General features: G+C 26.6%; 20 protein-coding genes. 7 read left to right on the top strand and 13 right to left on the bottom strand.

Features of this window, described 5'->3' with window-relative positions; genetic code table 11:
- Positions 1 to 82 precede the first annotated feature (82 nt).
- The 3 genes from ABCP60_RS00690 to ABCP60_RS00680 form a co-directional block, all read right to left on the bottom strand.
- The gene (locus ABCP60_RS00690) at positions 83 to 3889 is read right to left on the bottom strand and encodes a multicopper oxidase domain-containing protein (RefSeq protein ID WP_195236837.1); all 3807 of its coding nucleotides are present in this window, start codon (positions 3887 to 3889) and stop codon (positions 83 to 85) included.
- Between the two features lie 221 nt (positions 3890 to 4110).
- On the bottom strand, positions 4111 to 4701 hold the full coding sequence (locus tag ABCP60_RS00685; protein WP_092927096.1) for an ATP-dependent Clp protease proteolytic subunit: 591 nt from the start codon (positions 4699 to 4701) through the stop codon (positions 4111 to 4113).
- A 232-nt stretch (positions 4702 to 4933) separates the two neighbouring features.
- Positions 4934 to 5770 (bottom strand): aldo/keto reductase, encoded by an 837-nt coding sequence (locus ABCP60_RS00680; protein WP_092927098.1) that lies wholly within the window; start codon positions 5768 to 5770, stop codon positions 4934 to 4936.
- 659 nt (positions 5771 to 6429) lie between these two features.
- On the opposite strand from ABCP60_RS00680, the gene ABCP60_RS00675 reads away from it, so the two are divergent.
- On the top strand, positions 6430 to 7197 hold the full coding sequence (locus ABCP60_RS00675; RefSeq protein ID WP_343101032.1) for a threonine/serine exporter family protein: 768 nt from the start codon (positions 6430 to 6432) through the stop codon (positions 7195 to 7197).
- An 18-nt stretch (positions 7198 to 7215) separates the two neighbouring features.
- A complete protein-coding gene (locus tag ABCP60_RS00670; RefSeq protein ID WP_092927102.1) occupies positions 7216 to 7674 on the top strand; it encodes a threonine/serine exporter family protein in 459 nt (152 codons plus the stop codon).
- A 203-nt stretch (positions 7675 to 7877) separates the two neighbouring features.
- On the opposite strand, the gene ABCP60_RS00665 is transcribed toward ABCP60_RS00670, so the two are convergent.
- From ABCP60_RS00665 to ABCP60_RS00650, 4 genes are all read right to left on the bottom strand, one after another.
- Positions 7878 to 9875, bottom strand: coding sequence for an MFS domain-containing histidine kinase (locus tag ABCP60_RS00665; protein ID WP_343101031.1), 1998 nt, complete (start codon positions 9873 to 9875; stop codon positions 7878 to 7880).
- A 148-nt stretch (positions 9876 to 10023) separates the two neighbouring features.
- Positions 10024 to 10215 (bottom strand): hypothetical protein, encoded by a 192-nt coding sequence (locus ABCP60_RS00660; RefSeq protein ID WP_092927106.1) that lies wholly within the window; start codon positions 10213 to 10215, stop codon positions 10024 to 10026.
- A gap of 78 nt (positions 10216 to 10293) precedes the next feature.
- The gene (locus ABCP60_RS00655; RefSeq protein WP_195928306.1) at positions 10294 to 12303 is read right to left on the bottom strand and encodes a HAMP domain-containing sensor histidine kinase; all 2010 of its coding nucleotides are present in this window, start codon (positions 12301 to 12303) and stop codon (positions 10294 to 10296) included.
- Positions 12304 to 12474: 171 nt separating this feature from the next.
- Positions 12475 to 13143 carry a hypothetical protein gene (locus ABCP60_RS00650; protein ID WP_166504939.1) on the bottom strand — a complete coding sequence of 223 codons (669 nt, stop codon included), beginning with the start codon at positions 13141 to 13143 and terminating at the stop codon, positions 12475 to 12477.
- Between the two features lie 189 nt (positions 13144 to 13332).
- Between ABCP60_RS00650 and ABCP60_RS00645 the strand changes: the two genes are divergently transcribed.
- Positions 13333 to 14283 (top strand): alpha/beta hydrolase, encoded by a 951-nt coding sequence (locus tag ABCP60_RS00645; protein ID WP_343101030.1) that lies wholly within the window; start codon positions 13333 to 13335, stop codon positions 14281 to 14283.
- A 314-nt stretch (positions 14284 to 14597) separates the two neighbouring features.
- Here ABCP60_RS00645 and ABCP60_RS00640 read toward each other — a convergent pair whose 3' ends face one another.
- Complete coding sequence (locus ABCP60_RS00640; protein ID WP_092927114.1) at positions 14598 to 15026, bottom strand: hypothetical protein; 429 nt, start codon at positions 15024 to 15026, stop codon at positions 14598 to 14600.
- A 259-nt stretch (positions 15027 to 15285) separates the two neighbouring features.
- The gene (locus tag ABCP60_RS00635) at positions 15286 to 16317 is read right to left on the bottom strand and encodes an FAD:protein FMN transferase (protein ID WP_092927116.1); all 1032 of its coding nucleotides are present in this window, start codon (positions 16315 to 16317) and stop codon (positions 15286 to 15288) included.
- A gap of 437 nt (positions 16318 to 16754) precedes the next feature.
- Between ABCP60_RS00635 and ABCP60_RS00630 the strand changes: the two genes are divergently transcribed.
- Both ABCP60_RS00630 and ABCP60_RS00625 read left to right on the top strand, forming a co-directional pair.
- Positions 16755 to 17153, top strand: coding sequence for a NusG domain II-containing protein (locus ABCP60_RS00630; RefSeq protein ID WP_166504936.1), 399 nt, complete (start codon positions 16755 to 16757; stop codon positions 17151 to 17153).
- Between the two features lie 35 nt (positions 17154 to 17188).
- Positions 17189 to 17719 (top strand): Gx transporter family protein, encoded by a 531-nt coding sequence (locus ABCP60_RS00625; protein ID WP_242977266.1) that lies wholly within the window; start codon positions 17189 to 17191, stop codon positions 17717 to 17719.
- Positions 17720 to 18087: 368 nt separating this feature from the next.
- On the opposite strand, the gene ABCP60_RS00620 is transcribed toward ABCP60_RS00625, so the two are convergent.
- A complete protein-coding gene (locus tag ABCP60_RS00620; RefSeq protein WP_195928305.1) occupies positions 18088 to 19008 on the bottom strand; it encodes a hypothetical protein in 921 nt (306 codons plus the stop codon).
- A gap of 267 nt (positions 19009 to 19275) precedes the next feature.
- On the opposite strand from ABCP60_RS00620, the gene mscL reads away from it, so the two are divergent.
- A complete protein-coding gene (gene mscL / locus ABCP60_RS00615; protein WP_343101029.1) occupies positions 19276 to 19698 on the top strand; it encodes a large-conductance mechanosensitive channel protein MscL in 423 nt (140 codons plus the stop codon).
- Between the two features lie 159 nt (positions 19699 to 19857).
- Here mscL and ABCP60_RS00610 read toward each other — a convergent pair whose 3' ends face one another.
- The 3 genes from ABCP60_RS00610 to ABCP60_RS00600 form a co-directional block, all read right to left on the bottom strand.
- Positions 19858 to 21201, bottom strand: coding sequence for a sodium:alanine symporter family protein (locus ABCP60_RS00610; protein WP_343101028.1), 1344 nt, complete (start codon positions 21199 to 21201; stop codon positions 19858 to 19860).
- Positions 21202 to 21227: 26 nt separating this feature from the next.
- Positions 21228 to 22217 (bottom strand): PHP domain-containing protein, encoded by a 990-nt coding sequence (locus ABCP60_RS00605; RefSeq protein ID WP_343101027.1) that lies wholly within the window; start codon positions 22215 to 22217, stop codon positions 21228 to 21230.
- A gap of 127 nt (positions 22218 to 22344) precedes the next feature.
- A complete protein-coding gene (locus ABCP60_RS00600; RefSeq protein ID WP_166504931.1) occupies positions 22345 to 23637 on the bottom strand; it encodes an MFS transporter in 1293 nt (430 codons plus the stop codon).
- 329 nt (positions 23638 to 23966) lie between these two features.
- Here ABCP60_RS00600 and ABCP60_RS00595 point away from each other — a divergent pair, with 329 nt between their 5' ends.
- Complete coding sequence (locus ABCP60_RS00595) at positions 23967 to 24764, top strand: DeoR/GlpR family DNA-binding transcription regulator (protein ID WP_092927132.1); 798 nt, start codon at positions 23967 to 23969, stop codon at positions 24762 to 24764.
- The last annotated feature ends 144 nt before the right edge of the window (positions 24765 to 24908 follow it).

Raw genomic sequence — 24908 nt, 5'->3', positions numbered from 1 at the left:
AGCTATATAAACTTTAAGTTTATATAGCTTTTTAATTTAATTTTATGAAGACTATCTTTTAATTGAGATATGACTTTACGTATTAATTATTAATTCTAAATATACCCCACATACCTGATTCTATATCCCATCTTATAAGCCCAGATCTATATAAATAGTCCCCAGGTATCATGGATGCTCCATTTAGTAATTCTATATTAAACACATTTCCTATATTCATAGCTCCTTGAGCTGATATGATTCTTGTAAATGGTTCTTCTGGTTGGGCTTTCCATTCATGTCCATGAAGTACAAAGCAAGTATTTCTAGGCTTATCGGCTGGCATTAGAAGTCTTATTATAACTTTTTCTCCTGGTGAAGCTTCAAATATTGGTGTAGCTGGATCTCCATGAACTTTAGAGCTAAATATTTTTGATATATCATAGTTAGGATTATATTTTAATCTATTAAAAAATCTTTCTGATCTGTAATTAAATCCTTTTTCACCTCTATCTTCAAAATCTACTGGTTCAGGTACTTCACCATCTTCATTTACTTGATTAGTTTTTATTAAATTACCATGTGCATCCAAAAGTCTTATTCCATTGTGCATAAACATTACAAACTCTCTAAATTGTTCATTTCCATCTACAGATACTGTTACTTGTTCTTTATAATTGTCTTTATTTCCATTATTGCTAGAACTACGTATTTGTGATCCTTCTGGCTCTATTATTATTGCTCCAAATAAACCATGATATCTATGATTTCTTATATCTGTAAATGATGATAATAAGCAAGTTCCATATTCTTCATCTGCGTACCATAAATATTCTATACTTTCTCCAGGTCCTACAGTTTGATCTACATCGTTATATCCTATATTTATACCACTACTATTTATTGGATCAAATTTTAAAAATTGTGGGCTAATTCCTACCCTCATAGACGGCTTAATTTCTTTATCCACTGGTACTCCTGGAAAATCTTGGTATGGTATTGGTTTAGTGAATAAATTAGTTAAAGTTACTTTTATATATTCACCTTTATTTGCTCTTAATATTAATGGAATTGGTTCCATCGTTCCATTAATTATAGCATCTTTGTGTTCATATGGCACAAATAACAATCCATCTGGATCATGATCTTTAAAATTATTATATAGTATATCTTTTTGGATGGCTGCTATATGAAACTCTCTAGTGATTATATTTTTATTTTTCATTGTATCCATATTATTTATACAATTATTATTATTACCTATAGGCAATAATTTTTCAGTTTTATCTTTATAAACTCTTATTATTCCCCATAAACCTAACCAGAAATCATCTTGTCCTCCAAAGTAATAAATATAATCACCTGCTTTATAGTCATCTGTTATTTTTATATTAAATGCTTCTGATATTCCTAATGTTTGAGATTGAACTAATGGTGATTTTTTATCTGTTATTTCTTTTCTCCACTTCATTCCATTTATATTAAATGCATGTTGCTCTTCTTGTGCTCCATCTAATAATCTTATTACAATTTCATCTCCTGGATATGTTTCTAGTAATGGTGTCACTGGGTCACCATGTACGTTAGAACTAAATACATAAGCTGGATCATTAAATACATGATTTGGGTCATTACCATTTAATCTTTCTCTTAAGGGTTCGCATTTATAATTTATGCCCATAACACCTGGATCATCATGTGACCCTGAAAATGGCGGTGGATTTAATGGATTTTTATCTTTATCAAATAGTAATGCAAAGTCATGAACAAATAATCCAAACTCCCTGAAAGTTCTACCTGAAGGTGTTTTTATTACTGCTTTTGTCCCATATTTTATTGGATTACCTGTTTTCGGATCATGGTATGTGGATCCTTTAGGTTCTATTATAAGACTTCCAAACACTCCATGTTGTTGATGTGAATTTGGATTAAGATGGTCGTGGAAGAAACAAGCATTTAATTCTTCATTAGCATAATATCTTTCTACTATAGTTTCTCCATAAAAAACAGAAGCCATATTATTATATCCATTTGCACCACCATCTGAAGCTATAACATCAAACTTAACTAAATGTATATGAAAGCCTACATTATCAGTTAAAGTTTCTAATTGAAATTCTGTTTTCGGTAATGTTTCTGGTAAGAAATTAGTAAGTCTAACTTCTATACAATCACCCTCATTAGCTCTTATAACTAATGGCTCTACATTAATCTCTTCATTTTCTATTCCAGCTACATACATTTTAGCTAACTTTTCTTTATTTTCATCTGTCATCTTATGTCCTGTATATTCTTCTATTTGCTCTTTCATAACATAAAATCTTCCATATGGATCATTCCACCCTGCATTGTTATATATCAATTTTGCTTGTAGTGCAAATAGTTCAAAAATAGCATCTGGCTCTTTAAAGTAGCATTTACTTGTATCTGGACAAGGTTGAGTGTATAAAGCTCCTCTAGTAACATCCTTCGAAAGGTTTGCTCTTTCAATATCAGTTGGGCACATTTTATTTTGACCGTTTTGATTAAGTATTCCTAAAGGCGGCTGTTTTGCCCTTTCTTTAAACACTCCATTTATAAACCCTGGATACCCTGGATGGTCTAAATCTTTTTTAGGTGGTTTTTCTCTATCTGGTAAAGGATTTAGAGCTTTTATATAAGTTCCATCTGGATATAGTGGACGTATGATTTCTCCATTTTCAAGTATTACATCTTTGCCTGTTTCTAATCTATCAAATACTCTCCATAAAGACCACATTCCTTCATGAAAGTGAGGGTATAAATGACAATGCCATATGTGATCTCCTATAGACCCAGGTAAGCTTCCTGCTCCGTGTAATATATCTATAGTATGACTTTCTTGAGGGCTTACTGATATAGAGTCTATTATAGTAGAATTCGGATCATCTGGTTCTAACTTCCATTGATGTGTATGAAGATGGAATACATGTGTTTCTAATACACCTCCATGTATAAGTCTAAATTTTGAGGGGTCTCCTTTATATGCTCTTGGTATAAAAGTTGATGGATCTCCATAAGTCCATGAACTCATAGAAACGTCTTCACCATCTACTAGCATATGATTAGGCTCTATTATATCTGTACGGCTGCAGCTATCCTCTGGATTAAAAGGATTACAACATTTAATACCTCTATCTTTTAGCGGTATTAAATTAGCTCTATTTACCATTGGCTCTGATCTATAACTGATAGCAGTTACTGCCATTGGTTGATTAGTATGAGGATCTATTATTTGATTTCCAAATCTATTTACAACTTCAAGTTCATCATGAAAATACACTGCATATTCTCTAAAACTTGGCTTAAATGGATTGTGTATATCAGCAAATATACCGCTTCGAAGTTCAGATCCATCTACAGGGTCTGTCCATGTAGATCCTTTAGCTTGTACTATAAGTGCTCCAAATAGGCCATGTATATTAGTTGCATCTTCACTAAATCTAGTATCTCCCATATCACTAAAGTAAAATATTCCTTCTCTATCTGCATACCATTCATATATTATCTTTTCACCTGGACCAACTGTAGAATCTTCATTGTAACCTACATTAGCACCATCAGATTTTATATTTCTGTACTTAAGTCCTTGCATATGAATTGATAACCTTCTATTTTCATTGTGCTCAAACTCTATTCTTACTGTATCTCCGACATTTGCCCTTATTGTAAGAGGTTGAACTTCTTCTGTAGGTATTGGAAGTGGATCTCCTTTTTGATCTTTATTGTTGAAATTTTTCAAAGCCTTCTCTTTCACTTTCCCTTTATCTTCACTTAATATATACATCATTCCATTTGGATCATAGTCACCAAAAAAGTCATATACAATCGGAATGGATAATACTGTAACATTAAATTTTCTAGTTATATTGTCAAAGTTATTACTATACACCTATATTCCTCCCTTAATTATGTGTTTATATATTAATATGATGTATAGTTTCAAACAGTTACACTTTTATTGCTTTTTTGACATATTATAACCTTGGAAGAATTTAAGTAATTTATAATCTACTAATATATAAAAAAGCCGTATCATTTGATTGTGATACGGCTTTTTTATTATTTTAATTTTTCATATATATTAGTTATTCTATTTATTACATATACATCTTATAAATTAGATAACTCATCATAACTTGATATAACTTTACTTACTATACCATAATCAACTGCTTCCTCTGCATTTAACCAGTAGTTTCTATCTGTATCTTTTTCTACCTTTTCTAAGGATTGTCCTGTAGCAGCACTAATTATATTATTAATTCTTTTTCGAACTCTTACTATCTCTTTTGCTTCTATATGTATATCTGTAGCTTGACCTCTACATCCACCTAATGGTTGATGTATCATATATCTAGTATTAGGCAGTGAATATCTGTCTTCTTTGTCAGCAGCAAGGTAAATTGTTATACCTGCACTTGCAACCCATCCAGTACCTATTATAATAACGCGAGGTTTAATAAACTTAATCATATCATGTATAGTATCCCCTGCTTCTACATGACCACCTTGACTATTAATAAATATCTTTATTGGTTCGTCTCCCATTTCCTGTAGAATTAATAATTGTGTTGCTACTTTTTCAGCCAACTCTTGGTTTATCTCTCCTGAAATGATTATTGATCTAGAATTTAATAGTTTTTCTACTACTACACTAGATGTATCTTTTACATTCTTTTGATTTTCCCCTTGATTATTCATATGTTCCCCCTATTATTTAGTAAATTTAATAATCTGTTAATAATAAGTATAGCATAATTATTCTAAATTATATTTATATTTTAATACTATATAAATATTTTCATATCCATAATAATATTAAAACTAAATCTTTTATAAAACTCATAATTAGTACTTTCTTTTTTGACATATTACACATAATACATTTATTTATAAGTTAAAAACCGCATCACTTATAGTGATATGTTTTTAACTACTTTGCTTCATTATATATAGTATTAATCGGAGGCTTTGATACAGATACATAATCGCCCTCATTTAATGAATTAATAGCTTCTATATCTTCATTTGAAATTTCAAAGTTAAATATGTCTATATTTTCTTTTATTCTATCTTCATTTGACGATTTTGGTATAGGTATAATTCCTCTTTGTATATGCCATCTCAATACTATTTGAGCTATTGTTTTTTTATATTTTTCTGATAAGTTTACCATTAAATCACTAGAAAATACCCTCCCCCTACTTATAGGGCTCCATGCAATAACTTGAATATTATTGTCTTTACAGTAATTTAAAATTTCATTTTTAGTACTAAAAGGATGAATTTCTACTTGATTTATCATTGGCATTATTTTTGCGCTTTTCTTTAGATCTTCTAAGTGATTTACTTTAAAATTGCATACACCTATAGCTTTTACTTTTCCTGTTTCGTATAAGTATTCAAATGCTTTCCATGTTTCATTATTTAATTTATTTGGCCAATGAATTAAATATAAATCTATATAATCTACTTGCAAATTATTTAGTGATTTATTGAAAGCTTCAATAGTTTTTTCATATCCATGGTCATCATTCCAAAGCTTAGTTACTAAAAATATTTCTTCTCTATTTATTTCACTATCTTTTATCCCTTTACCTATGCCAACTTCATTTCCATAAAAATAGGCAGTATCTATCATCCGATATCCTGCATTTAAAGCCTTTATTACTAATCTAGCCGTTTCTTCATCATTTCCTGACTTGTATGTGCCAAAACCAACTAAAGGTATTTTTACATCATTGCTTAATATTTTAAACTTTTCATGCATAATTAATTTTCCCCTTTTAATTAATATCTCACCTATTGATATATTATTTAAATCAATAAAAAAACATTGCCTAGATATATGCTTTTTTTGCATCATTTCATTATCATCTGAGTATTTAACTAGTTACCTTTTAAGTATAGATTACACATTAAATATTATCAATTCTATTTTCAAATTACTTATATATAAGAGAATATATTTTTAATCTACTTTGTGTTATACTATATGTCGTGAAATTCTTACATAAAAATACAAAATTTTACAATATATATTGTAAATATAGTTACTATTTATATAGCTCATAAGCTTAAGTAACTTCATTAACAAATAATTGAGATCATAGTAAGTTTTTTCTTATCAGATTTAAATCTAATAAAAAAAGAAGGTATGATATGGGTAAAATAAATTTTTTTATTACTAAGGAAAAATTAAATTCCAAGACTGGAATTTCGAATTTAAATTATAAATCTAATTTTTATGAATTTATATATTTTCATATACATATGGCTTCATCATGAGTTTTTTAATGATGAATTGTATTTTATAAATTTTTTGATGAAGTTACATAAATCAACCATTTGAGTAGTATAAGTATGTATTTAGATATTATTAAACTAAAGTACTAAAATTAAGACATATATTTGATGGAGATATATATTATGAATCAGAGAGAAAGTGAATATTTATTAAGTGTTGCCCTTGAAATTGGAAAATCAATGTTAAGTGCTGGTGCTGAAATATGGAGAGTTGAAGATAGCATTAGACGTATTTGTAAGACTTATAGTATAGATAATGTAGAAATTCATGCTTTAACAACCTTAATAATTGCAACTATAAAGACTAAAGAAGGCTATCATTCTACTCAATCAGTAAGAATAGAAAAAGTATCAAATAACTTAGGAAAATTAGAGTCTTTAAATGAATTATCAAGATATATTTGTAAAAATGCCCCAAATATAAAAGATATTGAGTATATGACTAAAAAGGCTGTTTCCTCAGTCAATTCCGGCTATTATAGCTGTGTTGGATATATTTTATCTTCTCTATCCTTTGCTATATTTTTTGGAGGAAGCTTTTTAGATGGTATATTAGCAGGAGTAATAGGTGGGATTGTTTTCTTTATGGAAAAATATTGTAATTTGAATGGTTCTAATAATTTGATATATACAATGATTTTAAGTTTTATAACAGGATGTTTCGGAATAATTTTAGTTAAATTTGGACTAGGACAAAATGTAGATAAAATTATGATAGGAAATATAATGTTATTTATTCCTACATTAGCGCTAGTAAATGGTGTTAAAGATATATTTTATAGAGATATTATATCCGGTCTTTATAGAATAATTGAGTCTGTCTTAATTGCGTTATCCGTTGCATTAGGATTTGGCTTATCTCTTGTAGTATTTGGTATTTTTCATATATAGTCTTGGAGGATTTTAATTATGGATAGTAATTTAATACAAATTATAACGGCTGTCTCTGGTACAGTTGGCTTTGCTATTTACTTTAATGTAGATAAGTCAAAGTTAATACCAATCTCATTTGGTGCATTTATTTCATGGATAATGTATTTATTCGTTTTGAATATGAGCAATAGTTTATTTCTAGCAAATTTTTTATCTGCTATATTGGTATGTATATATTCTGAGATTATGGCACGTGTGTTAAAAACACCAGCTAATATTTGTTTAATTCCTTCAGTTGTTCCATTACTTCCAGGTAGTAGCTTTTATTATACAATGTTAGCAGCAATAAGTATGAATATGAATGTATTTAGACAAAAGGGAATGGAAACTTTTATGATAATTTTAGGAATATCTCTTGGAATAGTTATTGGTTTTTTCATATTTGTACAATCATTAAAAGTTTTTCATAAAATTAAATCTTATAATCTTAGTTAAATAATTAAAATAAGTACAAAAAAGACCCTATATCGAAAACACGTAAAAGGTATTTATATGAGGTCTTTTCTGTATAATATTAAACTAGGGTATTTTGCTAATTAAAAAGCTGACTCCTATTAAGTTTAGTAGTCAGCTTTTAGATACTTAATTATACTCTTTATTATATTAATTTTAATTTGATATTAGTTCACTAAATATATTTATACTACATCATAAAGTTCATATATATCTGAAAACTCTAGCTGTATCTTTTGTATATCTACTTTGTAAACATTACTTACTATTTTTTTGCTATTTTCCTCTTCTAAAACTTCATTAGGTAATAAAATAGTAAACTCTGTTCCTCTTACCCCATCACTTTTTAAGTTTATATTACCACCCATTAACTCAACAATAGATTTTGTTATACTTAACCCTATTCCACTACCTTCATTTTCTCTTCTTAATGACTTATCACCCTGGACAAATCTATCAAATATCTTATCTTGAATCTCAATAGGTATACCGATTCCCTCATCCTTTACCTTGATACTTACCCACTTGTTTGTAGTTGACATATCTACTAAAATAGTTCCACCATTATCACTAAATTTTATAGCATTTGATAATAAATTTAACATGACTCTTTCTATCATATCTGGATCACATTTTATGTTAAGCTCTTCTACATCTGTATCAAATATTACATCAATTTCTTTTACCTTAGCATAATTTACAACAGATGTACTTATCCCCTCGACAAGTCTTACTATATCATAGTTACTAAAGTCTGGAACTTTAAACCCTACTTCTAATTTAGTTATATCCACTATATTATCTATTAATCTAAGCATTCTTTTGCAATTTATATCTAAGCTATTTTTATATTTTAAGTATATTTCCTTAAAGTTATTTTTATCTAAGCTATAATTTAATAGTTGCATAGTTGAATATATTATATTTAAAGGAGTTTTAAGTTCATGACTTATATTAGCAAAAAATTCATTTTTCATTCTTTCTTCTTTTTTCATATTTTTATATTCTAATAAAGCTGTTTGCATTTTATACTTTTCAGATACATCCTTAATAATTACAACTTTATATCTCTTATCATTTTTTTTAAATAATTGTATAGATATATCTATGAATATATCTTCACCTTCTATGTATATTTCTTTGTTATAATGATCATATTTTTGTAAACATTCTTCTATTTCATCAAAAAGTATTTTTCCCTTAAATATCTTGTCAATATTAAGTTTATATTCTCTATCACGGCATAAATAATCTGAATACTCTTCCTTCCTACTTGATATAGCCTTTTTATTTAAATATTTAATGTTATATTTTTCATCACAGATTATTATATTATTATGTTTACTTTCTTCTACTATACTAAAAAATAGACCTTTTTGCTCTTCTAGTTTTTTGTTTTTCTTTACATTTTCGCTAAGTTCTATAAATAATCCTAATATAAACATTATAAAACCTATATAAGTTATTGAAACTGATGTTAATCTAATTTCATCATTCGTATATATATAACTTGCTATAGAATATATAGACTTTGTTGCAAACATGAGTATACTAGATGCTATTACTCCATATATATATTCTTTTTCTGATATACTTTTTATATAAAAAATAACAGCTATAAATAAATATATAAAAAATAGTAGTATATTATATGCTATGAAAAATTCCATATTCATTATACTTTCTGAAATTTTGTAGTTATACTCTATATACGTAACCATAAAAGTGCTAATTACCACTATTATAAATGCTTTAACTTTATTTTCTATAATAAAGCCTTTAAGATTTTCCATGTTACTAATAGATATAAGTGCGATTACAACTCTTATAAACGTTGTCCCTATTGCAAGATATACCTCAACATTATTACTTTCATAGTTTAATTGATTAGAAATACATATATCTAATAAAAAAACTATATACATTAGTGATATTAAAAATAACTCTTTTTTCTTATTGCTACTATATGATAGTAAACAACTTAAAACTCCTAATGCAGCTAAAATCGCATTGAAAAACCTTATAAACTCTGATCTTGTGAATTCAAAATTTGATTGTCCATCTATAAGTGATCCTAATCTTATTATATAAACCCCAAATACTATAATAGATATTAGAAATATAATTATCATATTATTTTTATTTTCTTCTCTTATATCCTCAAAAACATTAAAATTTTTCATTAAAATCCCCCTTCAATACTATGATATGTGATTATATCATATAAATTGTAAATTTTTGTTTTTTAGATTATATTTAATAATATATCTTATTATTTACCATACTAAAAAACTATATATAAACATTAGATTTTATATATAGCTTCTTAGTTTATTTTTTTAATTTTATTATTCTAATCCCTTCATAAACTCCACCTATAATTATACCTAAAAAAAGCCCTAGCATTATTAAAAATTCGATTTCATAAGATTTTACTCCAACCCTAGTTGATAGTACATAAGTTACTAGAACTATTGATGGTACTGTTAAAAATACTATCCATCTAAATACTATCTTTTTCATCTATCTAGTTCCTTTGTTTTAAATATTATTAATAATATTTATGCTAAATTGTAAATATATTATTATAATTAAAAAGCTTTATAGTATATAAGAACTTTCATTATATAACTCATATATATCTGAAAATTCTAATTGTATTCTTTGTATATCTATATCATAATCTTTATGTATAACTTTATTTTTATTGTATTCTTTTAATACTTTATTAGGTAGCAAAATAGTAAATTCTGAACCTATATTTTCCTCGCTTTTTAAGTAAATTTTGCCATCCATCAGCTCAATTATAGATTTTACTATACTCAATCCTATGCCACTACCTTCATTTTCTCTTCTCAAAGATTTATCACATTGAACAAATCTATCAAATACCCTTGATTTAATATGAGAAGGTATACCGATACCTTCGTCCTTTACTTTTATTTTAACCCATTTTTTATTAGTTGATATATCTACTAGGATAGTACCACCTTTATTACTAAATTTTATAGCATTTGATAGCAGATTTAACATAACTCTTTCCATCATGTCTGGGTCTAATTTTATATCAAGTTCCTCTACATCTGTATCAAATATAACTTCTATATTTTTAATACTAGCATAGTTTATAACAGATGTAGTTATCCCCTCAACAATTCCCACTATATCATAGTTTCCATACTGAGGAACCTTATATCCTACTTCAAACTTAGTAACATCTACTATATTATCTATTAGCCTAAGCATTCTTTTACAATTTATATCTAAGCAACCTTTATACCTTAAGTATATATTTTTAAAATCACTTTTTTGTGTACTAGCCGTTAATAATTGCATAGTCGAGTATATTATATTTAATGGTGTCTTTAGTTCGTGACTTATATTAGCAAAAAATTCTGTTTTAATTTGTTCTTGTTGTCTTATATTTTCATACTCTAGTAATGCTTTTTCCATTTTGTACTTTTCAGATACATCCTTTAATCTTACCAACTTGTATATGGTGTTATTTTTTTCAAATTCCTGTATAGAAACATCTACTATCATATCATTTTCTTGTATGTATATACTTTCACTATAATTTTCATCTTTTCTAAGTTTTTTTTCAACTTTATCAAGGACTGATTTGCTTGAATGTATAAACTTTAAGTTATGTTTATCATTATCTCCTTTTGATTCTTTAATATTAAATGCTTTTAGGTTATTATTTCTAGCTCTTTTATTAGCATATTTTATATTGTATTCTTCATCACATATAACAATACTACTGTACTCATTTTCTTCTACTATTTTAAAAAATAAGTCCCTTTGTTCATCTAATTTTCTATTCATCTTTATATTTTGACTAAGTTCTATAAATAGACCTATTATAAATATAATAAAACCCATATATATTACCGATGTTGCAGTTAAGCTAATTTCTTCATTATGTTTTATCAAACTACTATAATCATATATAGATTTTATAGAAAACATTATGGCACTAAAACCTATTACCCCATATATATAATCTTTTTTAACTATACTTTTTATGAAAAATATCCCTGATATAATTAAATATATTATAAATAATGATATGTTATAATTTTTTATAAAATTAATATCTAGAAAATTATTATATAAATTATATTTATACTCTAAGTATATAAATAAAAACGTTATCAATACAATTATTGATGTAGCCTTTATTTTATTTTCATCAATTATATTTTTTAATTTTTCTAGGTTACTAGCTGCTATGCTCATAACTATAAGCCTTATAAAAGATGTTCCTATTGCAAAATATGTATATGTTTTATCACTTTTAATATATATTTGGTTTGATACAAATATATCTATAAAAAATATAGTGTACATTAATGCAACTATAAACAATTCCTTTTTTTTGTTACTATTATAAGATATAATACAACTTAAAATACCTAGTATTGACAAAACGGCATTGAAAAATCTTATAAAATAAGACCTGGTAAGCTCAAATGATACTCCCTCGTTTACAAGCAAATTTAACCTCATTATGTATAAGCTAAATATTATCATTGATATTAAAAGTATTATTACCATACTTATTCTTTTTTGTTCTATGGAATTATTAAAGACATTTCTCACCCTCACTAAAAGCCCCCTTTTATAAATATCTTTACCTAAATTATAACATATAAATTATTCTTTTAACATAAATTGACAAATGCTTTAATTTTTAGAATATGTTTTAATATAGTATTAATTTTTTTAAGATATAATAGCAGAGTATCCATGCCCTTTTTATATATCAATTTTATAATATTACGTTGTAGGTGTTAGTGTCATATTGTAGCCATGTTGTCTAGATAAATAAAAAAATGTTATAAATCTTTTAACATTTTCATTTTCTATATTTAGTTTTTTCATTTCCTTTTTTGCTACTCTTTCTAAAAAATCTATATGATTAAGATTAAATAACATAACCATTCCTGATGTAAAATTTACATCACCTATGCTTATTATTCTTGTAAATACCAAATGGTCTTTATCTAAAGTTCTTGAAAGAGATATATCTATTATATTTATTATTTCTTTTGTATTTATATCTTCTATTTTAATTTTAAAGTCTTTTTTATCTATATCTATTACTTTGTAAAGAGAAGTTTTTGAGTTTTTCATTGATTCTATAAGCTCTATTTCTGATTTGTCTTCTAATTTATGACTTTCTAGAAATAAGTCCACTCCGCTTTTATTATTTAGAGTTTTTTCATATAATATAAAGTCATGACAGTAGTCAAATTCTATATTCTTATCTAAATATACTCTATTATTTTTAAGTAATCCCATTATATTAATATCATTTAACCCTTTTTGGGTAGTTTCTAGATAATCAAATATTTTATCATTTAGTATCTTACTTATTTCTCTATATTCTCTGTATGACTTTATAGATTTTTTTGATTCTAGATAAAGTGTATTTATATCTATCAATTTTAAATCTCCTTTTTTCTTTTTATTGGTATTATGAACTTAATACTACAGATTATACAAATATATATCTTTAAATAAATTAAATTTAATATTTATCATATTGAAAATATATAGATATTACTATATAATAATTTAAGTTATAATAGATATTAGTATCTAGTGCTAAAACTAGATTAAAAAGGAGACATAATGAAAAAGACATCTAAGAAGAAAGTGTTATTTATAGCCATTATAATGGTGTTATCTCTACTAGGTGGTTCCTACTACTTAGGAAAACTAGTGTATTACGGATCTGTTGGTTCATCTGAAGTTAATAAAAGTGAAAATATAGTTGAAGTATTCTCTCAAAAACCTGATAAACCTTTAGATAAGTTAAAAAACTACAAACATGAAAATTTAATGATTAAAACTAAAAACAATTATAAAATAGAATCTTTACTTATAAAGTCTAATAAGAAAACTAATAACACTATAGTAATGGTTCATGGTATTGGTCGTTCTTATTATGATATGCTAAGATACTCTTTTAACTATTTAGATAATGGATATAACGTATTAGTATACAATCAAAGACACACAGGAAAAAGTGGTGGTGATGATTATAGTTTTGGACTTTATGAAAGATATGATTTAGATAGTGCTGTTAAATATATTAAGAAAATATACCCTGATGGAAAAATAGGTGTTCATGGATTTTCTATGGGAGCTGCTACTTCCACTATGCACGTTGCTTTAAATGAAAAGAATAAAAATGTTGATTTTTATATATTAGATTCCCCATATTCTAAAATGGAAGATGCTGTTAGATTAGGTATCGAGGCAGAAAATATTCCTCTTATTCCTACTAGCTATATTAGTTTTTGGGGTGATATTTATACTAAGCTTCATTCTGGATTTAATTTTGATGATGTTATGCCTTATAAAGCTGTTGAAAATTCAACTGTTCCTATAATGCTTATTCATGAGAAAGGTGATAAGGTGTGTGCTTCTGATAATAGTGAAGAAATATATAAATCTATTCCTCATAACAAAAAAGAGCTTTGGATTATAGATGGTAATAATCATATTGGTGGATATGATGATACTGGTAATGAGTATTTTTTTAGAATTTTTAAATTTATAGATAAGTACGCAAAATAATTATAGCACTTTATTGTATAAATAAAGCCTATTTTTCAAAGTTACAATTTTCCTAACTCAAAATTATTTTTTATAATTCTATCTCTATGATTTCTAGCGATTGATTTTATACTTATAAAATTCATTATATTAACTTCAAAATATTATACTTTTTTGGTATAAATTTCAAAAATATAACTCATATACTACATTGCTAATAACAATATAATATATGAGTTATATTTTACTATTTTTATAGCTACATAATTTATAAAAACTATTAAATTATTAAAATATGTAATTTTAAGCTTTATATTAGTCTTTTAATAATATTATTATTTTGAAGCATCCATTATTTTATCATAATAATTATCCTCTATAGACTTAAATCCTACTTCAATTAAAGATACATAATCATAGGCATTAAAGTTTTTTTCATTTGATATGTAAGTGATTCTAGCCATTATTGTATTATCCTCATGTAAAAAGAAATTAAGTACTAAATTTTCTTCATTAAAAGCATTAATAAGATTTAATAAGTCATTCTTCTTATGTAGATTATCTAATCTACCTATACAATAATATATAGGAGCTAAGTTACCACCATTTAAACTTAAAGATATAATACAATCACCATTCTTTAAAGTTTGCTTAGCTTGGAAAAGTACACTTTTAGAAGTTTCCCTTGAAATAGTAAATATATTGTCTAATCCTCTTTCCTCAAGTGCTTTTATTACTTGAACTTGCTGTAGTTGGTAATTCATAAAAAGACCTCCCCTAAAGTTGATTTGTATAATTTTTTATACCCTATGCAATTTATTGTAAACAAACTAAAAAAAATAGGCAGTATTAAAAATTTTCACAAAATTTTATAATAAATACTTTTCAAGCTTCAAAAGATGATGGTTTAAAGTTAGTTTAGATATGTATAAATTATTTAAAACTTTTGACATACTCTTTAAATACACAATTTAATAAAAATAATTTAAACTACTTATATGTATATTACGCTACCACCAATATCTAATTACAAAGTTTAAAATCATTATCCATTATATTAAATGTTTCTTTAATTCCCTCTGTTATATATACTTCTTTATCATTAGTTATAAATATTGCATCTATATTTTCTAGACTTTCTACAAAATCAAATCCTTCTTCTAGTCCTTTTGTAAAAACTAATGTAGATAAAGCATCTGCATCTACTGAATAATCAGCTATTATTGATACACCTGCTATTTCAGTTTTATAAGGATATCCAGTTTTGGGGTTTAGTATGTGATGATACTTTATATCATTTTCTTCTATAAATCTTTCATAAACACCTGTTGTTACTATAGATTTATTAGCTACTTCTATAGATCCTACTACACTTCCTCTATCGTCAAATGGATTTTGGATACCTATTTTCCATTCTTTATTCCCTTCTTTACTTCCTAGAGCATATATATTTCCACCTAGATCTATTATAGCTTCTTTAACACCCTCTTCTCTTAACAAATTTGCAAGTTCATCTGCAGTATATCCTTTTGCTATACTTCCTAAATCTAGCATCATACCTTCATCACTTAGAAATACTTCTTTGGTTTTATCGTTTATCTTTACTTTTGAATAATCAATAAGTTTTATAACTTCATCAATTTCTTCTTTTGTCGGGACCTTTGCACCTTCAAGGCCTATACTCCAAAGTTTAACTAATGGACCTATAGAAATATCATATCCACCATCAGATAGCTTTGAATATTCTATTGCTTTTTTTATAATTTTATAACTAGTATCACTTAGTTTTACTGAAGATTTACCTGCATTTTTATTAAGTTTATATAATTCTGTACCTTCTTTGTTTATACTCACTAGGTTTTCTATTTCTGAAACTTTACCAAATGCTTTATCTAATATTTCTTTGCTACCCCCGCTATGCAAGGTAATTGTTATTGGTGTCCCCATAAATATTTCCGTTCTTCCTATTTGTTCACCTTGTTCTTCTTTTTGACATCCCACTAAAATGATAGTTAAAATTATTATTATTATACTAACAATCATTTTTCTGCCCATATTTAATTTCCCCTTATATAATAATATTTGCTATCCCTATAATCTCTAATTATAACTATATTCTGTATACACAATAATTAAAATACTTACCCTTTTTTATTTTTATGATACATAAGTACATTCTTTTATATATAGATTTATCATTATTTGATTGTAAAGTCAATATTTAAACAATTATTTAGTTATAAAAATAATTATATATATTAATAGTTTTTCTTTTTACTTAATTTGTAGTTTTTTTGCTCTTTGAGTTTTAAATTTTTTCTTCAGTTGAAGAACATTCCATTTATAATGGGATTATACACTCTAATTTAGTAAACATATTAATATTTTTTTATAAAATATATTTTTTAGATTGCCATTTATATTTTATATCCTTTAAAATTCAATTATATGAAGATTTAATATTTTTGAATAACCTAAAGGAGAAATCATTTATGAAAAGTTTAAAAAAGCTTGATATTATTATTATTGTATCATTACTTATTTTATCTTTTGTACCGAGTATAATTTTCTCAAAATCCCTTTCTAAAAATTTTAATTCAACTTATGTTAGTATAAAAGTTAATGGTAAATTTTATGATAATATACCTTTATCTTCTTTTAAAGATGAGAAAACCTTTACTATAAAATCTAAACATGGTACTAATGATGTATTAGTAAAAGATAATAAAATAAAAATTATAAAAGCAAATTGCAAAGATGAGCTTTGCATAAAGCAAGGTGAAATATCTAATGTAGGTGAAAATATTATTTGCCTACCAAATGAATTAATAATTGAAATTAAAGGAGCTGAAAAAGATAGTTCATCTGATGATATGATACTATCACACTAATTATGAAATTAAACAAAACTTCTAAAATGATTTATATGTCATTGCTCGTGTCAATGGCGTTAATACTATCCTTGATTGAACGAATGATGCCAATTCCATTTGTAACTCCTGGTGCTAAACTTGGACTTGCAAACTTGATTATAATAATATCAATCTATACATTAGATAATTATAAAGATTCTTTTATTATACTTATATTAAGAGTATTTTTAGCTGCAATCTTTGGTGGTAATATGTCTACACTGTTGTACAGTGCTACTGGTGGTATATTTAGTTTTATTGCCACTATAATTACTAAAAAATTAGGTGGTAAACATGTTTCTGTAATAGGTGTTAGTTCTTGTGCTGCTGTATTTCATAATGTAGGCCAATTACTTGCAGCATCTCTTATTTTAAATAATTTTGGAGTATTTCTATATCTTCCAGTATTGTCTACAATAGGTATTATTACAGGTATATTTATAGGACTTTCTGCAAATTATCTCTTGAGCCATTTATCCCAATTACCTTATTTTAGAAATAGATTAAATTTGGATAATAAAAAATCTTCATTAAAATATAATTAAAAAAGGAGGTATCTCAAATCGAGATTCGCTCCTTTTTTAATATATTTTTAATATTTGCTTAATTGTTCCATGGACCAAATATTCATTATAAGATAATATATCCCATATTTAGTTACATAATTTCACTAAAAAATAATACAGATATTACATGTCAAAATAGATTAAACTTCCCCCCTTGAAGTTATACAGAGCTCTTGCAAATAGCAAGTTCATGTCCACCTCCCTCTGTATTTCTAGACTTATCTCCTCAATAGTCATATTTTTAAAGGTAATTTGAACATTTTTATATTCATCTACTATATAAATATACTCTCAAATTTTCCATAAGATATTTACTTATATTTACAAGTAAATTTATAAATGATATATTAAAATAAATTTGTAATTTCCCCAGTATACATATCTACATTATACCATCCTAGAGTAGCTATATGTGAACCCTCTCCCTCTATTTCAACAAGTTCATAAACTTGTATAACATAATTATTACCTTCTATATGATCTACTTTAATTTTTGCATTCAACCCTTCTCCTATTAATTTATCTTTAACTAGATAAATAGCCTCTTCTTCTGATAGTTTATTTGTCATATTTTCAGTAGGTTTTAAATCTTCATTTTTACTATTATCTACATTTATTTTTACTGTTTCTCTTTCTATCTCTGTTCCATCTTTATTAAATCCATAAGCTACTACATAGTACCCTTTATTACCTAATTCATCAGTCCAAGTTATGCAATAGTTTGGTATAGTTTCTGGTTCATGTAGTCTTATTATTATTGAATTATTTTTATCTAATATTACATCCTCAAGTTCTATATAATTAAGTTCACTATATTTTTCTAAGTATGCATCTATATCAACTCCTACATCCATAAATTCTTCACCTAACTCATGTACTCGTATATTTTTTATGGCTCCGTCAGTTTCAAGTAATAATAATACATTTCCTTCTATTTGCGTATTTGTGTATATTTTACTGCTTTTAGATTTTGATTTTAACTCATCTATACCTTCTTTAGAAGTATCATAAGATTTTTCTATAAATAATGTCTTTTCTTTTAATTCATTACTGTCTTTAGTTATTTTCAAATCTTTACCTGTTTTTCTAGCTGATTCTTTATCTTCTTTTTTAGCTGCCTCCATGACTTCTACCGATACATTTGACTTAGTACTTGTTTTTTCTCTAGGTTTTTCTTCAGCCTTAGAACACCCCACTAATAATAAAGAAATTATTAAAATTAATAGATTTAATGTTATTTTAATTTTACTAACTAATATATTTTTCATATAATACCACCTCTATTATATATATGTCCTAATTGAGTATATGATTTTTAATTATTAATTAGTATAAAAGTTTTCTACAATAAGTTGTAATCCTCACTATTTTTCTAAGAATCCTAATTTTGGATAATTCATAGCCAAAGTATACTTAAATATAGTTATAATTTTATAATAATTATATTTAGATTTTCATTTTAATTTTTCACCCCTTGTAAGTTTTATTATTATATAGTAATATGTATAATCAATAATTCGATAAGGAGTCATATTATGAATAAATTTTTAAATGAGTTTAAAGAATTTGCTGTTAAAGGAAATATAATAGATTTAGCAGTAGGTGTTGTTATCGGAGGTGCGTTTTCTAAAATAGTCACTTCTTTAGTCAATGATATTATAATGCCAATAGTAGGAATGGCTACTGGTGGAATAAACTTTTCAGAGTATAAGATAGTATTAAAAGAATCTATAGGATCTATTCCTGCCGTTACTTTGAATGTAGGTAATTTTTTACAGACTTCAGTTGATTTTTTAATAGTAGCATTTTGTATTTTTATATTTGTTAAAGCTATAAACAAGTTAAAGTTTACTAGAAAAAAAGAAGAGGCTGCAACTAAAGAGGAAAATGCTCCTCAAATATCTGAGGAAGTTTTGCTACTTAGAGATATTAAGGATTTATTAAAGAATCAAAATTGATAAAAAAGGATAGACAAAATAAGTCTATCCTTTTTTATTACTTATTAATTTAGTATAGCATTCTTTAAATTTATACTGAAATCGCTTAAATTTTTAACTATTTTATTTTTTACCACAAAATTAAAGTTTACTTATATTATTTAATTTACTAAGTTAATACTATGCAAAATATTCATTAGTGGCTTTTTTTACTTTTGGAACTAATACAATCAATGCTAAAAGATTTGGTATTATAAGAAGCCCAAGAGCACAATCTTGTATCAGCCATACTATATCCATACTAACTAATGCTCCAATAATACTAAATATAGGAAAGACATATTTGAAATTAACTGCTACAGTTTCTCCCAGTACATAATTTAGCCCTACATATCCAAAATACCACTGACTCATAAGAGAAGTTAATGAGAATAAAATTAAACTTAAAGATACAATATACCCCATTAATGGATGTATTGTTTTAAACGCATTTATTACTAAAATAGATGGATGTTCACCACTATTTAATACACCTGTACATCCTAAAATCAATCCTGTTATGGTACATATTACAATTGTATCTATAAATACTTCAGTAACACCAAATATAGCTTGTTCTACAGGATGTTTTACATTTGCTGCCGAATGAATTACTGGAGCAGAACCCTCCCCTGCTTCGTTTGAGTATAATCCTCTGGCTACACCAAATCTCATAGCTTCTTTGATAGTATGACCTGCCATACCACCTACACCAGCTTCAAATGTAAATGCACTTTTAATTATATCCTCTAATACACCTGGAACTTTATCTATATTAACTAATATTAAAAATGAGCCAAACAATATGTAGAATATAGCCATTATAGGAACAATTTTTTGAGTAACAGTTGCTAATCTTTTAAGTCCACCATAAACTATGGTAAAAACTATAGTAACTAATAATATACCAGTTATCAATGGAGATACGCTAAATGTATTCTTCATCACACTAGATATAGTATTAGATTGTATAAGATTACCACCTATTATTTGAACAGTCATAAGTATAGCAGTTATACTTCCTAATATAGGTAGATTTAACCCTTTAGAAATATAATACATAGGTCCGCCTATATATTCACCTTTATTATTTTTTTCTCTATATAAAATACCTAAAATAATTTCCCCAAACTTAGTTGCCATTCCTAAAAATGCAGCTACCCACATCCAAAAAATTGCACCTATTCCCCCAGATGCAAGTGCAGTAGAAACACCTATAATATTTCCACTACCTACGCAACTTGCTAAAGCTGTGCACATTGCTTGAAATGACGTTATAGACCCCTCAGAACTTGATTTATCTCCTTTAAAATTTTGCTTCATAGGATTTATTATTGTCTGGTTTATTATATACGGAAATTTTTTAAATTGAACAAATCCTGTTGCAAAGGAATATAATAAACCTACTGCTAAAAGGGTAAATAATAACCAATTTCCCCATAAGATACTTGCAAGCTGTCTCAAAAAAAGTTCCAAATTTTCCATACTTCTCCCTCTCAATGTCAATACATTTATTTTGACTTTATATCATCTATAAATATAGGATTGCTCCATGCTATTTTACCATATTTATCAACACATTCTATTCTTATATATGTTTCATTTCCTCTTAGCTCAAACTCTGCTCTTGTAATACTATCTTCTTTAGGCTCTCCCCAATATGAAAAACCACCATTTATAGCATTTCCAGACATAAAGTTGACATGATTTACAGGAGAACATTCTACATATGCAACTCCATCTTTTATACCAAAATCATATATTTGAGGACCTGATGAAGAATAGTAATCTCCATTTATTAATGCATTTATTATATTATCATGTTCTAGAGATTCAGCTTTAACCATTACCCATCCTCCAAATGAATCCGGTAAGAAATCTTCATTATGATTATCATCTGATGCAAATGCAAATACTTTATTTCCTTTTCTCAACATAGTATCCCAATGAGTTGTATCATATCCTGTATTACTTTCTAATACTGTACCATGATTATATATTTCTAAAGCAAAGATTCCTTTTGTATCTATAAAATCTTCTTGGTCTACTCTTGACCATAAAGGGTGATTATAAGTTGATATACACCCCTTAGCTTCCATAAGATTAGCTATGTCTTGAGCGGTTTTAGCACCTTCCCATACTAGAGGTTCTAAAATTTCCATATGTTTGAAAAGCTTATCCTTAGCCTTTTCTTGCATTTCTGTAGTTCCCAATAATCCATGCAAATGATGTATTTTTTTTCTTTGATTATCCTCATCATATAATACACTTGAGCATTCTATCCCAGGTAATATTATAAATCCTTCACTATTTAATTCTCCTCTAAAATCTGTGTATATATCATGCTCACTTAAGCACATAAAATCATATCCATTTCCTTTATACAGATTCACTGATTCCTGTGGAGTTAATTTTCCATCTGAAACTGTAGTATGACTATGTAAATTTCCTTTAAACCATTCTCCATTTCTCTTAAAACCATTTATATTTATATTTTTCATATTATTTTTCTCCTATTTTAAATAATACATGCTCTATGATTTTATATATAATTACTTCTATAACCTATGGATATATCCACAGGTTATAGAAAATTTTTTAATTTTTTATTTAACATATCTCTTATACTTATCTTGCATCTTCTGCTTGCTTACGTTTTATAACTCTAACTAAGTAAGAACTTATAAAAAATCCTAAAATTGAGAATCCTACCATTGTCATAAATACCATTTTATATCCTGATAATCCTGGACTTTTATCTAACATACTTCCATAAAGAGTGTATGCAAATGTTGATGGGAAGTACCCTACAAGAGATCCTATAGACATCGCTGCACCACTTATTTCTTTTGGTACTTTTATTTCATCCATTGGAGCAAAAAATACTGCTCTCATTGTGAATATTATAGCTCCAAATCCTAGTGTTAAGCTCATCCCAGTATATATACTCATTGATTCATGAGGTAAAAATATTATTATTGTCATAGCTATTGCTGCTACAACAAATGCTGCTCTTATATATTTAGCTGTAGATTTAGTAACTTTATCTGCTAGGAATCCTCCCACTGGCCCTCCTACCATCTTTAGTCCATATTGGTTTATTATACCATATGCCCCTACTAATGTTGCTGGCATAGCATATACATCACTTAAAAATGGTATAAAGTATGTAAGGCCACAATATACACAATATACAGAGAATATTGTAAATGCAACAACCCATATTTCTTTCATCTTTATAGCATTAATCATGCCTTGGAATGCAGCTGCATTTTTACCAATTTTTTCGCCTGATTCATTTACTTCCTTTATTTCATCATGTGGAACTGTAAAAAACGATATTATCCCAACTACTATAACAACAGCTGAAAAAAACAGTATACCAGCTTTAAGACCTTGTGCACTTTCACCCATTGCTGAGAATATAGCTAAAGCTGAAAATGCTACTATTGTATCAACTATACCACGTCCAGCTTCTAAAAAACCAAATATTCTACCTTGCTCTTTTTCAGTAGCTATAAGTCTAACTGCTTTTAAAAGTACTGGCCAATAAATAACCTCTCCGAATATAGCAAGTACGGCAAATGCTGCTAAAAATCCTGCATACGGAGGAAATGTTGATAAATAAATACCTACAAGTCCTACTCCTATCAATGAGAAAGATATCATATATTTCTTAGAAAACCTATCTGCTAAATAAATTGAGAATATTAATCCAACCGTTTGTACCATCCCATATGTAGATAAGGCCATACCTATTTGAGTATGATTTAATCCCATATATTGTTGCATAGGTATGTAAAATGCATCTTTAAGTGAACTAAGCTTAAATATAGTTCCTGCACCTAGTACAAGAATTGCAAATGTAAACCACCTATTACAAGCATACTTTGTTTTTATTTGTAATTCTTTTTCGTTCATCTTAAACCTCCATGATTAATTTTATAAAATCGTTTTCAAGGTTAAATATATTTACCCTTTTCTTGTTACGGTTATAATTATAATTGGTTTTTTTTGTAAATACAAGTTTTTTATTGTTTTTTTTTGTTTTAAATTGTTTTTTATAGCTTTTTATATTGTTTTTTATAGCTTTTTATCCTTTTTCCATTACTTTTTTCTATAATAAGTGGATTTTTATAAATTTTTGATATATAATTTATAATTAATACCAAAAATATACAATCTAAAATTATTTTTATCCAATTAAATCAACATTTTTTGATGTCAATATTTTTAAATTTATTCTGGAGGTGGTATTTATAATAGCTGAAGAAAGATATGCCATAATTTTAGATAAGCTAAAATTTGATGGTATAGTAAAAACATCTGATTTAAAAAAAGAATTAAATGCCTCTTCTGAAACTATAAGAAAAGATCTTAAATATCTTGATGAGGCAGGATACTTAGATAGAGTTCATGGAGGAGCTATTCCTAAATCTGATGTAAAACCTGATGATAATGATGATGATGTATATATATCATTTAAAGTTCGTCAATCACAAAATTCTGATATGAAACAATCTATAGCCCTTAAAGCTGCTGAATTAGTCAAAGAAGGTCAATCAATTGGACTAGATTCTGGGACTACCTCTTATGAGCTTGCTAAGGTTCTAAAGAAAAAATTTAATAACCTTACAATAGTTACTAATTCTTTAATAAATGCTTATGAGCTAGTTGATAAAAAAGGATTCACTGTAATTGCGACAGGGGGAGTACTTACCCCTGATGAAAATTCATTTGTTTCTGATTTCGCTACCCTTATACTGGATAAAATAAATCTGGATATGATGTTTTTAACAACATGTGGCGTTTCCTTAGAAAATGGTATAACAGACCAAAGAATGGATGAAGTTGTTATACATAATAAAATGAAAGATTGTTCAAAAGAAGTTGTGGTTTTATCTGATAGTACTAAATTTAATGAAGTGTCACTTATAACAGTCTGCCCTCTTGAAAGTATAGATTGTATCATTACTGATTCTAACATTGATATAGAATTGGTAGAAAAATTTAGAGCTCAAGAACATAATATAATTATCGCTGAATAATGGTTGTACTAATCAGCAATAAAACGAATTTAGAAGTATAATTGTATATTCTTAAAATTTAATTTAAGTGGTTAATTAAATTTTATATAGGGCTATAACTACTTAGATATAGTCCTTTTTCATAATTTCTATAAAAATAAATTT

The sequence above is a fragment of the Romboutsia sp. MSSM.1001216sp_RTP31141st1_G3_RTP31141_220114 genome (assembly GCF_039031195.1).
Lineage (GTDB): Bacteria > Bacillota > Clostridia > Peptostreptococcales > Peptostreptococcaceae > Romboutsia_C > Romboutsia_C hominis.
This window is presented reverse-complemented; position numbering and strand designations above follow the sequence as displayed.